Here is a 12,664-nt window from a genome sequence, read left to right on the forward strand (position 1 = left end):
TTATTCCTCTTCAAGAAACCGCGCGATGTAGTCGTCGGAATAATCGACTTCCAGCTCCATCCAGATCGGCAGGTGGTCGGACATTTCGAAGGTTGTCCACCCGCCATAGCTCTTGGCGAAGTCCTTGTAGGGCTCCTTCGGCTTTTCCGCCGTGGTGCGCTGGAGATCGCAGATCGGTTTGTAATGCGCGAGCATTTCGGCATGTGAGAGGCGGCGGGTGAGGCCTTGTTTTTCCTCATCCGGCAGCGCGTCATATTCGGCCTGCGGGTAGGGGCCAAAGACCGATTTGCGCCAGTCAAAGCTCCCCCGCCGGATCAGGCGGGTCTTGTTCTCCGCCTTGCCCTTCACCGTATAGGCCATCTGGTCGTAATGCTTGTCGCCCTTCAGATTGGTCGCGCCGAACAAGGGCACTTCCATTTTGCTGTCGAGCAGCGCCTGCATGATCGGGCCGTTCTCCTTCTCGATATTCATATCGCCGAGCAGGATGTAAACTTGGTCTTCTTTCTTCGCGCGCTTGACCAGAATTTCGGAAAGTTCGCGGATTTCGTCCTTGCGCATCTGCTTTTTCTGCGCGTCGGTCCCGCCGAAAAAGATGTGCGTTGAGCACAGGCAGAAGCGGAACCAGCCAGCCTGAAACGAGGCGAAAAAGGGTGAGCGGGCGAATTGCGCCGCATTGCCGAGATCGTCGGGATCGAGCACGATTTCACCCACCAGATTGCGGAAGAAGACGCGGTTTGTGTTGTAGACGAAGGCCATCCGCTCGCCATTGCCGCCCTTGTGGGTCGAGACGTCGGAGGCGAAGTAATCCCAGTTGGGACCCAGCAGTTTGACCAGCCGCTTGAGCGGTTCGAGATCGCCTTTGATCTCCTGGATTGCACAAATGTCGAAGGCACCGATGATTTCGGCGATGTAGTGATAGCTTTCATCAAGCCTTGGCAGCCCGTCATCAAAGGCGCGGATATTCCAGCTTCCGACGATCAGTGAGCGCGGCTTGCGGCGGCTCACAATCGCCTCATCAAGATCCTTGCGCAGATTGAGAAGCCGTCCTGCGATCCATTGCTTCTTGCCCGGATAATGCGGAAAATCAGCGTCGCCAGTGTGATCGTAGGTTTTGAGCCCGTGATAGAACGGCATGATTATGCTCCCTCAATTTGCGGGAATTCTAACCCGCAAAGCGGTGAAGCCATAGGATCGAGCCGTCAGGTTTTGCTGGGCCTGGTATCAAGCCGGGCGGTTATCGAGCCATTGCGCCGCCTTCACGCCAAAGGTGATCAGGAACGGCACCAGCACGATGCTGAGCGTGACCTTGGCGATCACCTGACCGATCAGCAGGTTGGTGATGTCGAACTCGCCATAGAAAGCCAGCGTGATGAAGATGATCGAATCGACCGCCTGACTGAGCGCAGAAGCAATCGCGCCGCGCACCATCAGCCCCCATGTGGTCGCCTTTCCGGTGCCGCGCAGTTTTGAGAATATCCAGACATTGAGCAGCAGCGAGGTGATATAGGCCGCCGGGCCCGCCATCAGGATGCGCGGGGTTTGGCCCAGCACCCGCTCGAACGCGGCGAGGTCTTCACCGCGGAAGTCGAGCATTTCGGGCGAAGCGGGCAGCGAAAGCACCAGATATATGAGGGCAGCTGACAGCGCGAGCGGCAGAAAACCGACCCAGATCAGCCGGTTAGCGAGCTTTTGACCATAGAGCTGCGCGATGGTGCTGGTGATGACAACCAGCAGCAGGAAGGGAAAAATCCCCGCTTCAACCGCGAGATTGCTGGGCCACAATTGCACCTGCTTGAACGCGACCACGCCGGCCAGCACCGTCATTCCGCCATAGAGGATGATGAAGACAAACAGACCCATCGGCGCGGCCAGCGCGCGTTCTGCATTGGGACCGACGGTTTCGCTTGGGGTTTCGTTCTCGCTCATGCGGCAATGGCGTAATGCGCGCCTTGGCAAAAAGGAAGCCGCGCGGCTCGCTCTTTCACCGGTCCGCTATGGCTCTGTTCGCTGCCCGCTTGCCTTCGGAGACGCAAACTGCCACCCATCCGCGCGAACAGGCATGGCTTTGACAAGAGCTATGCACGGTCTTCGGGAACAATCACAGACAAAGGGCAGCCACCCGTGAGCGAGAGTGTCACCTCCATCCTTTTCAGCCTTGTAGGGATCATCGCCATTTTGGGGATCGCCTATGCGCTGTCCTCTGGCAGGAAGAACATCAATCTGCGCGTTGTGGGCGCGGCGTTCGCCTTGCAGGCTGTTATGGCGCTGCTGGTTCTGCGCACCGATTTCGGCGTGGCGCTGATCGGGTTCCTGTCTGACGGCGTGATCGCGCTGCTCGATTTCTCCAAGGTTGGCATCACAAGCGTGTTCGGCCCGATGGAGAGCAATCCCTTCGCCAACACTTTCGTCATTGCCGCTTTGCCGGTGATCGTGTTCTTCGCGGCGATTGTCTCGATCCTCTACCACCTTGGCATCATGCAGAAACTGGTGCGCTGGGTCGGCGGAGCGATCGGCTGGATCACCGGGATCAGCAAGGTCGAGGCTTTGGGCAGCGCGGCCAATATCTTCGTCGGCCAGTCCGAAAGCCCGCTGGTGGTGCGCCCCTATCTGGCGGCTTTGTCGCCGTCCAAGCTCTTCACTTTGATGACTGTCGGCATGGCAGGCGTCGCCGGGACGATCCTGGCAGCTTACGCGAGCTTCATCGGTTCCGAAGCGGTGCCGTTCCTGCTGGCTGCGGCCTTCATGTCGGCGCCCGGCGGTATCCTGATGGCCAAGATCATCATGCCCGATCCGCCTGAGCCCGAGCTTGCCGAGGGCGCGAATGTCGCGCGCGCGGCGGGCGAGCAACTGAAGAAGGGGCAGGGCCTCTCCGACGATAAGACACGCGTCACGATGGTTGGCGAATATGGCGAAGAGGTTGAGCTGCCCCAGTCACGGATCAGTGCGGGCGGTCCGGCGGCTCTGGTCGAAAGCGGCAAGCCTGAAGAGGTCGAAATGGCCGAAACCTTCGAGGAAGGGCACCGCCCCGCCAATATCATCGAGGCCGCCGCGCAGGGCACGCAGACCGGCGTGAAGCTGGCGGTTGCGGTCGGCGCGATGGTGATGGTGTTTGTGGCGCTGGTGGCGTTGGCCAACGGCTTGCTCGCGGGGCTTGGCTCGGGCCTTGTCTCGACCGCCGCCGTGATCGGCGTGCCGTTCAGCGAGAGCACCGCCGCGTGGCTCAGCGCGCTCAGCTTCCAGCAATTGCTCGGCTATGTGTTCGCGCCGGTGATGTTCCTGATCGGCATTTCGGATTGGGAGCAGGCGCAGATCGCAGGCGGGTTGTTCGGGACCAAGATCGTCCTCAATGAATTCGTCGCCTTTATCGAACTTGGCGCCATGACAGCAGGCGAGCTGACCGACCGCAGCCGCGCGATTGTGACCTTCGCGCTGTGCGGCTTTGCCAATTTCTCATCAATCGCGATCCAGATGGCAGTGACGGGGGGGCTTGCTCCCAATCAGCGCCCTGTGATCGCACGGCTGGGCCTGAAAGCGCTCGCCGCAGGCTCGCTCGCCAATCTGATGAGCGCGGCCTTGGCGAGTGTGTTCTTGCCGCTTTAGGTCGACACGCGCATGCGGGCTGGAACAACCGCCTGCACCCTATTAGATAAGCAGCATGACACAGATCGACATCGCCTCCGTTTCGCTTGCCAAACCGCTTGAAGAGATTGCCGACGAGTTGGGCCGCAGCTTTGCCGAATATGGCTTTGCCGTCGTGCGCGATCACGGCATTCCGCAGGATCTGATCGACAAGGCCGATGCGCTGTCGAAAGCGTTCTTCGCGCTGCCTGACGATGTGAAGCGCAGTTACAAGCTCGAAGGCGGAGGCGGCGCGCGCGGTTACACTCCGTTCGGGACCGAGAAGGCCAAGGATGCCAACATCTTTGACCTGAAAGAGTTTTGGCATGTCGGGCGCGAACTGCCCGAAGGCCATGATCTGGCCGAGTTTATGGCTCCCAATATTTGGCCCGCCGAAGTTGACGGGTTCGAGCCGACATTCAGCGCGCTCTATTCAGCATTTGAAACAGCGGGCGGGCGCGTGCTCGAAGCGATTGCGCTGCATCTGGGGCTGGATCGCGGCTATTTCGCGCCAACCGTTGAAGACGGCAATTCGGTCATGCGCCTGCTCCATTATCCGCCGCTTAGCCCTGATGCTCCCGAAGGCGCGATCCGGGCGGCTGCGCATGGCGACATCAACACGATCACCCTGCTGCTGGGAGCGGAGGAAGCGGGGCTCGAACTGCTAACCAAAGCGGGCGAGTGGCATGCGGTTGAAGCCGAAGAGGGCGCGCTGGTCATCAATGTCGGCGACATGCTCGAACGGCTGACCGCGGGCAAGCTGGTTTCGACCACGCACCGTGTGGTTAATCCGCGCGGCGCACGCGCGCAGAACTCGCGATATTCGATGCCGTTCTTCCTGCACTTCCGGCCCGACTTCATGATCGAGCCTTTGGCCGATTGCGCCGCAGAAGAGGGCGCGGATGTTCAGCCCGCGATCTCCAGCCATGATTTCCTGATGCAGCGACTGCGCGAGATCAATCTCGCCTGATTTAGGCTTTGACTGATTGAGGCTTTACTGGCCGCGACTCGGCAAGTGTGAGCGCCTTGACTCAGGCGCGCGAAGCCCGTTTTCGAGCCGATCTCCCGAGGCATTTCCGGCAAAGGCAAAATTCCCCACTCGTTGCAGCTTTGCAACAGGGGGGCGGAGTCCTGCGGATTCCTGCGGGTTTGGTTGCAATTGCGAACCGAGATGTCCACAGGGCGCCGGACTCGCACTTTGCGTTTCACAATCATGTCATAAAAACAGTCGCCATGGTGCAGCGCATCGCGCCTAAGGTTCGCGCGCTTTGCACATTAATAGCGTCAGTCACTCTTCCACGTACATTGCATGTACATTCCATGTTTAGGGGCATTCCTCACATGAAACTCAAATATCTCCTCGCAGCGAGCGTTGTCAGCCTCTCGGCTGCCGCCACTATCGCTACACCCGCCGCCGCACAGCAGATCACCTCGGGCGTTGAAGGCCAGGTCACCGATGCCAATGGCAACGCGCTTTCCGGCGCGATGGTCACCGTTGTCGACACCCGTACCAACCAGACGAGCACGACCAGCGCCGATTCCAGCGGTAACTTCCGCATTCAGTCGCTTGCGCCGGGTGGCCCCTACACTGTCACCGTCACTGCTGACGGCTATGAAGGTCAGACTGTCGAAGACGTCTTCACCAACATCTCGGGCAATACCGGCTTCTCTTTTGAGCTGGCGCAGAGCACGACCGGCAACACCATCATCGTCACCGGCGCGCGCGCTCAGGTCACGCAGATCGCTGTTGGCCCGGGCACCGCATTCGGCACCGAAACGCTCGAAGCGTTCCCCTCGATCACCCGCGACGTGCGCGATATCATCCGCATCGACCCGCGTGTCAGCCTCGAACGTTCGAACGAAGTTGATCGTATCTCGTGCCTCGGCGGCAACGACCGCGGTAACACTTTCACCGTTGACGGCATTGTCCAGTCGGACGTGTTCGGCCTGAACGGCACGCCGTTTGCCGCGCGTAACTCGCTGCCGCTTCCGTTCGACGTGGTTGAGCAGACTTCGGTTGAGTTCGCGCCGTTCGACGTCGAATATTCGGACTTCACCGGCTGCCTCGTCAATGTTGTGACCAAGGCCGGTACCAACCGTTTCAGCGGCTCTGCCTTCATCACCTATTTCGACGGCGGCATGCAGGCCGACTCGGTCGAGCAGGCTGATGGTTCTGTCGATCCGTTCAATGCGGGCGAAGAAAAACGTTGGGGCGTCACCCTTTCGGGTCCAATCATTCCTGATCGCCTGTTCTTCTCCTTCGGCTACGAAGAGACCGATCTTGGCGACGGCTTCAACGGCGGTCCGGGCGCTCCGGGCGTCGACTTCGTCACTCAGGCACAGTTCGACCGTTTCGCGCAGATCGCACGCGACGTTTACGGCCAGGACATTGGTGGCATCCCCACCCAGCTGCCTGAATCGAACGTCCGCTATTTCGGTCGTCTCGACGCGCAGATCACCGATGATCACCGCCTCGAAGCGACCTATCAGCGCCTTGAGGAAACCAATATCGAGCCGGACTTTGGCCGTGATAATTTCGGTGGCTTCAACTCTTTCGAAGACGAAGGCACGATCTCCGACTATTATTCGGTCCGCCTCTATTCTGACTGGAGCGACACGGTCTCGACCGAACTGCGCGTGAGCCGTGCAGAAGTGGGCGACGTTCAGGGTCCGGTTGGTTTCGGTGAAGCGCAGGCCGAAAATCCGACCGTTCGTCTCGTCGTCGGCGTCGACGGCCCCGGCGACATTGGCACGCTTTCGACTGGCCCCGGCATCTTCCGCTCGGCCAACCAGCTCGACACGAAGATCGACCAGGCGCGCTTCATCATGAGTATCGATGCGGGCAGCGGCCACTTCGTAAAACTCGGTGCCGAAATCAACGACCTAGAAGTCTTCAACCTGTTCGCAATCAACGCAACCGGCTCGCTGTACTTCCAGAACCTCGATGACTTCGCGGCCGGATTGCTTTCGCCGGGTGATGAGTTCTTCCCGAACAATGATGAAATCTTCAACGGTGAAGCTTACGCCGCTGACATCAACGTTGCGCCGGGCTTTGACATCAACAATGCTGCTGCATTGTTCAGCCGTCGGACCTATTCGGTCTTCGCGCAGGACGAATGGCAGGCCACCGATCAGCTGAGCCTCACCGCCGGTGTTCGCGTCCAGCTGTATGATGGCGATGCTCCGGTTGCCAACCCTCTGTTTGGCCAGCGTTTCGGCTTCACCAACGCAAACTCGTTCGGCAGTCTTGATCCTGTCGTGCTGCCGCGCCTGGCCGCAACTTACGAGTTCGACAATGACGGCTTCCTGTCGTCGAGCCGACTGACCGCCGGTATCGGTGTGTTCTCAGGCGGTGACCCGGTTGTGTTCTTCTCGAACGCGTTCTCGAATAACGGTTTCTCGACCGGTCTGGGTACGTCGAATGGGTGTAGCGATGCCGAACTGAACCGTGACGCCAATGGCCAGCCGCAGGTGCTCAATAACGGAAACTTCACCGGCCTCCCGCAATGCGTCATCAATATCGGTGAAGCTCAGGCTTCGCAGGGGCGTGCAGATGTCCAATCGACCGATCCGGATTTCGACATTCCGACAGCCGTTCGTGCCAATATCGGTTTTGCGACCCAAATCGGCACTGAAAGCGGGTTTTTCTCGGGTTGGTCGCTGAACCTTGACTATATCTACACCCGCTTCAACGACACTTTGAGTGTGGTTGACCTGGTGCAGGTCGTCGACACAAGCCTCGGCAATAACGGCTTCACCGTCGATGGTCGTCCGATCTACCGTCCGATCGATCCGCTCAATGACGGCTGTAATGCGACACTTCAGGGTACAGGTGGCACGCCGCCGGTCTGGAACGGCGTTACCGATGCCTGCTTTGGCGCCATCAACCCCGACGGTTCGCGTGGTCGCGGCACTGGTCTCGACGACTTCCTGCAGCTGACCAACGGACCGAGCTTCGACAGCCACAATGCCTCGCTGATCCTCACCAAGCGTTTCAGTGAAGGTCTCTTCACCGAAGGCGGCAGCGTGAACGTCAACTTCGGTTATGCGTTCAGCGACAGCGAGCAGACGATCAACTTCCGTTCGTCGACCGCTGGTTCGAACTTTGACAATACTCCGGGTTTTGATCGTCAAAATCTTGGTGTGTCGCAGTCGGGATTCGAAACGCGTCATAACATCACAGCGTCGCTCTTCTTCCGCGAGGAATTTTTCGAAGGCTTTGACACAGGTCTCGGCATCTTCTTCCGGGCTTCGGAAGGTCGCCCGTACAGCCTCGTATTCGACGATGGTCGCCCGTTCTTCAACGATTCCAACTCGCGTGAAGAGAATGCGCTGCTTTACGTGCCGACAGGTGTGAATGATCCGAACTTGTCGCCTAGCAGCGATCCTGCGGCGGTCACTGCTTTGCTTGCTGCTCTTAATGACGGCACCGGCATTGTCAGCAACCTGAACTGCAAGTTCACGCCGGGCCAGACGGTCGAGCGTAACCAGTGCCGTAATGGCTGGTCGTTCGATATGGACATGCGGTTCAGCCAGGAACTTCCGTTCATCGGCAGCCTTACCGGCATCACCGAAGACCGGATCGAACTGTTCGTCGACTTCGACAACTTCCTGAACCTGCTCGACGCTGGCTGGAACTCCCAGCGCGCGCTGGGCGGCTTTGACGGCCGTGTCGATCTGGTCGACGGCGCATTCGACGACGAAGGGCGCTATATCATCAGGAACTTCAATCCGGGCTCTGGTGAAGCGAATACTTTCGAATCCTCCACCGCATGGCGGATCCAGATCGGTGCGCGTTACGAATTCTAATTCGTCGCGACCGAGTGACCAAAAGCGAGCGGCGGGGCCTTCGGGCTCCGCCGTTTGCGTTTGGGATGGGTATTAGATTGGACTACCGCCTTAACCGCGAGCGCGTGTGTCGATCGGATCGTCTGCCACGCTGAGCAATTCGAATGCCAACGCTTCTCTGACTTCGCCGGACATGTTCATGCGCAGCGCGCGCTCGAACGCGGTGGCCTGATCGCCAAGCTCGGGTTCGCCAAAGATTGCTGCGGTTCCGGCCAGCTTGTGCACCAACCTGGCAAGGTCCTGCGCGCTTTCTTCATCGCCGCCCAGTTCGCCAAGCTTACCCGATTGCAGCGCCAGTCGCACAGCCTCGACCGCCTCGCTGCGCCGCTCGGTCCAGCGGCTGAGCAGGTCGGGGGAGTGCGATTGCAGACTGCCGCCTGTCTCGGATTGCGGAGGGGACGGCGCAGGACGTTTGGAGGGCATTGCGCTCTTGGATTCGTATCGGGGCTGGCCTTCAAATTGCGCGGTGTCGTGTGCGGATACCAACTCGTCACCCTGATCTGCCAGGTGGTCCTTCATGTCCGGCGCGTAACCGGCTTGAGCGTGATCCAGAGCATTGACCCGGCCATATTGCGGCATGTCAGCCTGAGACGTGATGTCGCCAAAATCATCGGATTCTTCGCCCGCGTCGGCCTCGATAATGCGGGTGGGCAGCCATCGCCCCAGCGCGCGAGCGAGATCGGCAAAGACCAGCGGCTTGGCCAGATGCGCCTGCATCCCGGCGTCGCGCGCGGCGGAGATATCCTCGGGGAAAGCGTTGGCGGTGAGCGCGACGATCGGCATGACATCGGGGGTGATCCCCTCAGCCCGAATGGCGCGGGTCGCGGCATAGCCGTCGCAGCCGGGCATCTGAATATCCATCAGCACCAGATCATAGGGCTTGCCGCGCATCACGCTGTCGATGACCATCGCGATGGCTTCATTCCCGTCATGCGCAATTGCAACAGACTGCCCGCACCTTTCGAGCATTTCTGTGCCCAGCAGCCGGTTGACGTCATGGTCCTCGACCAGCAACACGCGCGCCGATTGCGGCAGGTCTTGCGGCTCGACAATGGGCACCAGGCGCTCGGGCCGTTCTTCAGGTTCGGCATAAGTCGCGGGCAATGTCAGACGGAAGGTCGATCCCTTGCCCGGGTCGCTTTCGACTGTGATCGTGCCGCCGAGCAATTCTGCGAGTTGGCGCGAGATTGTCAGACCGAGTCCAGTCCCGCCAAAGCGGCGCGCCGTGTCGCTTTCCGCCTGCGTGAACGGGGCAAAGACCGTGTCGATCCGTGATTTGCTGATCCCGATCCCGGTGTCGCGCACCTCTAGGCAGAATTCCTCCGCATCGGCCCAATAGGAAACCTCAACTTCGCCGCGCTCGGTGAATTTGACTGCATTGCCGATCAGGTTGAGCGAGATCTGCCGCAAGCGCAGCGCATCGGTGACAACCCAGGGATGTTCGTCGAGATCAGTGCTTCGGTCTGAATCGGGTGCATCGCGCCGCTCAAACTCGATTCGCAGGCCCTTTTTCTCCGCCGCAGCACGGTGCAGCGCGGCGCATTCGGACAAAGTTGCATGAAGATCAACTGGGGTCTGGTCGATGTCGATCTGTCCCGCCTCGATCTTGGAAAGGTCGAGAATGTCGTTGAGCAGCATCATCATCGAGCGGCCGGACTGGACAATCATCTCGGTATGGCGGCGATGGTCTGGGGTCAGCTCGTCCTGCAGGATCAATTCGGCAAACCCGAGCACGCCGTTCATCGGTGTGCGGATCTCGTGGCTCATATTGGCGAGGAATTCCGATTTGGCACGAGCGGCGTTTTCGGCATGGCGACGGGCACGGGTCAGCAGCAGTTCCAGCTCGACCCGGTCGGTCACATCGCGGGCGGAAACCACAAAGCCAGCCCGCTCGCTGGTCTTTGGATCATAGGCGACCGCGCATTCAGCCTCGATAAAAACCGGTGTGCCGTCCTCTGCATCGTGCAGGCGGCGATAAGTGAAGCGTTGATGGTCTGCCAATCCGGCCTGCAGCTTGCCCAAAACCTGCGCAATCTTGTCAGACGAATCCTCATGCGGGCGGTCGGTTACTCGGTCGCCGATCATAGCATTCGGATCGCGGCCAAGCACTTTTTTGACCGAAGGCGAGGCATAGGTGATGACCCCGTCCAGATCGAGCTTGAACACGGCATCGGTGACATTGTCGGCCAGCAGGGCAAGTTCACGCCGCCCGGCGATCATGGCGTCGGCGATCCGTTCGCGTCCGGCCAGGATCGCGGCGATTGGCAGTCCGCTGAGGAAATTGGCCGCGACAAAGCTCTGCAGCACGAAAATCTCGCTTGCTGCGATGGTGCCTCTCTCAGCAAGCGGGCCATAGCCGCTGAAGTTCATCCAGCTGCCGACAATGGCAATACCCGGAACGAACAAAGCGGTCCCAAGTCCTCCGACCCGGAACGCGATCAGCAGGGTCACCGGCGGAATCAGAAAGAGCAGCGGATATGTGGGCTGGCGAAAGACCAGATAGGTCGCGATCAATCCGCCGATCATCATGACGCTGCGTTCAAGCACTTCGGCGCCGGTCGGCCGGACTTCGGAGCGCAGCGAAGCTACGATCAGCAAGAGCGCCGGAACGATCAGGATCATGCCGAGCGAGTCCGCGATAAACCACGCTGCCGGAGCCTGTGCTAGAGCAGAAGTGCCAGGCACTAACGCGGTTGCAGCAATCAAGGTCGACGCTGCCGGACCGACAATCCCGCCAATCAGCAAGAAGCGGCCCAGGTCCGACAGGTCGTTCATGTCGGGAATGGATTCGCAGGCTCGCCGCATCAGCAAGGTGATAAGCAAGACCTCGATCGTATTGGCTGCAGTGAAGACGAGCGACAAGTTCAGCGAATTGCCTGCCAGCAGATTGGCTCCGACGCTGCCAGCCGCAATAGCCGCGAAGAAGGCGATTTCGCTGCGCACCCGCACCAGCATCAGTGCGGCCACAGCCGCTGCATTGGGCATCCACAGGCTCGCCAGCGCCATGTCAAAGCGCGACAGGGCAAGGCACATGGAGGCGATCAGAAAGAAGCCCGTCCCCCCGGCAATCGCGAAGATCAAGCTGCGCAGATCGAGCGGTGCTACGGCCAAGGTTCCCAAGACCGATTGCGACCGCTCGGGTGCGAGGTCAGCCGGCGTCGTCCAGCCCGTTTCCGCTTCGGGCACGGCCATTGCGGCACCATCTTTCTCGGCCCTGTCGATGGCGGCCTGCGCAATTGCGGCAACAGCGTCGGGATTGTCTCGTGCGCTTGAGATAACGCGCTCCATCGCAAAAATTGAAAACGCTGCTAAGATTGCGGGCATGAAGGCACCCGCAATGCTGACAAGCCGCGCCGGCCGGGTAACGTTCAGATCATTATGGTTTCGATCTTCACGCACGCGACCTTGAGGAAACTCATCATCTCCCTGCCACAGGTTACATTATGAACGCGCAACGCCGCTATCAGGGAAAACCGAAGGGTCTGCGCTGGCCGTTGGTGCTGGCGATCGTGCTGATGCACCTCGTCGTGCTCTATGGATTGACGCGTGCACTGGCGCCCGATTTCACCGCTTCTGTCGAGAATGAAGTGGTGGGTGCCTTCACTGTCACCATCACCGCACCCGAGGAGCCCGAGACCCCGCCAGAGCCCGATGAAGGCGCGGCCGGTGCCCCCGGAGAAGACGCGGTGCCGCAGCCGGTGAGCGCGCCCAGTCCGCGGATCGAGCGCACGCCCGATCCGGTCCCGCAAGCCTCATCCACCGGCACCGCGACCCGATCGGGCGCGCGCGAGGCGGGCGATGGCACAGGGGCCGAGGGCGAGGGCGCAGGCACAGGCAGCGGCAATCAGGGCAGCGGGCAGGGCAACGGTGTGGCAGTGCGGCCCAGCGTCGCTTCGGGCAGGCTCGATCCGCGCCGCGACTTTCCCATTCCCGAAGGCGGGCGCGAGGTGCGCTTTGGCACTTCGGTCACGGTGGTTTTCACCGTGCAAACCGACGGCAGGGCGCGCAATTGCTCGGTCGCGCAGACCAGTGCCGATGCCGAGACGACGGCGCTTGTGTGCGGGCTTGTGATCGAGAAAATCCGGTTTAACCCGGCGCGCAACCGTGCGGGCGACGCGATCGAGGCGCGCTATGGCTACCGCGTCGATTTCCGTGCGCGCTAGAGGGCAGGGCCTGAGAGATGCCGCCACAATGGCGG

The 12,664-nt window shown here is 60.3% G+C and carries 7 protein-coding genes; 4 read left to right on the top strand and 3 right to left on the bottom strand.

Annotation, left to right across the window (positions count from 1 at the left end):
* Both Q0887_RS14240 and Q0887_RS14245 read right to left on the bottom strand, forming a co-directional pair.
* Complete coding sequence (locus Q0887_RS14240; RefSeq protein ID WP_299196530.1) at positions 1-1,134, bottom strand: endonuclease/exonuclease/phosphatase family protein; 1,134 nt, start codon at positions 1,132-1,134, stop codon at positions 1-3.
* 87 nt (positions 1,135-1,221) lie between these two features.
* Complete coding sequence (locus Q0887_RS14245; protein WP_299196784.1) at positions 1,222-1,860, bottom strand: queuosine precursor transporter; 639 nt, start codon at positions 1,858-1,860, stop codon at positions 1,222-1,224.
* A 261-nt stretch (positions 1,861-2,121) separates the two neighbouring features.
* Here Q0887_RS14245 and Q0887_RS14250 point away from each other — a divergent pair, with 261 nt between their 5' ends.
* The 3 genes from Q0887_RS14250 to Q0887_RS14260 all read left to right on the top strand — a co-directional run bounded on the left by Q0887_RS14250 (position 2,122) and on the right by Q0887_RS14260 (position 8,427).
* Positions 2,122-3,600, top strand: coding sequence for a nucleoside transporter C-terminal domain-containing protein (locus Q0887_RS14250; RefSeq protein WP_299196532.1), 1,479 nt, complete (start codon positions 2,122-2,124; stop codon positions 3,598-3,600).
* A gap of 55 nt (positions 3,601-3,655) precedes the next feature.
* A complete protein-coding gene (locus tag Q0887_RS14255; protein WP_299196534.1) occupies positions 3,656-4,588 on the top strand; it encodes a 2-oxoglutarate and iron-dependent oxygenase domain-containing protein in 933 nt (310 codons plus the stop codon).
* A 371-nt stretch (positions 4,589-4,959) separates the two neighbouring features.
* Complete coding sequence (locus tag Q0887_RS14260; protein WP_299196536.1) at positions 4,960-8,427, top strand: TonB-dependent receptor; 3,468 nt, start codon at positions 4,960-4,962, stop codon at positions 8,425-8,427.
* 90 nt (positions 8,428-8,517) lie between these two features.
* On the opposite strand, the gene Q0887_RS14265 is transcribed toward Q0887_RS14260, so the two are convergent.
* Positions 8,518-11,790 (bottom strand): ATP-binding protein, encoded by a 3,273-nt coding sequence (locus Q0887_RS14265; protein ID WP_299196537.1) that lies wholly within the window; start codon positions 11,788-11,790, stop codon positions 8,518-8,520.
* Between the two features lie 119 nt (positions 11,791-11,909).
* Between Q0887_RS14265 and Q0887_RS14270 the strand changes: the two genes are divergently transcribed.
* Entirely contained in the window at positions 11,910-12,629 is a 720-nt protein-coding gene (locus Q0887_RS14270; RefSeq protein ID WP_299196539.1) for a hypothetical protein, read from the top strand.
* Positions 12,630-12,664 lie beyond the last annotated feature (35 nt).

The organism is uncultured Erythrobacter sp., from assembly GCF_947492365.1.
GTDB lineage: Bacteria > Pseudomonadota > Alphaproteobacteria > Sphingomonadales > Sphingomonadaceae > Erythrobacter.